We start from the raw sequence: 266 nt of genomic DNA, 5'->3' as shown, positions 1-266 counted from the left end.
ATCTTTTCTTAGTGATGATGCTTCGTGAGGCTGGTCTTAAAGCAGATCCCCTTGCTATATCAACAGTAAGCAATGGTCTCATCAATATTGCCTCTCCTAATGTTTCAAACATGAATTTTGTAATTGCGGCGATCCAGACAAAGGACGGCTTTCATTTGTATGATGCCACGGCAAAGCAATCTTCGATAGACCAGCTTCCTCCGAGAGACTGGAACCAGTTCGGAATCCTGATCTCAAAAGATAAGGTACAGCAGCTTTCCCTTACC

1 protein-coding gene is annotated in these 266 nt (G+C 43.6%); it reads left to right on the top strand.

Annotated features, from left to right (window positions below; translation table 11 throughout):
* Positions 1-266, top strand: a 266-nt coding sequence (locus tag ACR9ZK_RS22195; protein ID WP_481344105.1) for a hypothetical protein, incomplete at both ends; no start/stop codon positions are given.

The sequence above is a fragment of the Monashia sp. HAY1-5C genome, from assembly GCF_056755255.1.
Note: the sequence above shows the minus strand (reverse complement) of the source record. Positions and strands in the feature narration are given on the sequence as shown.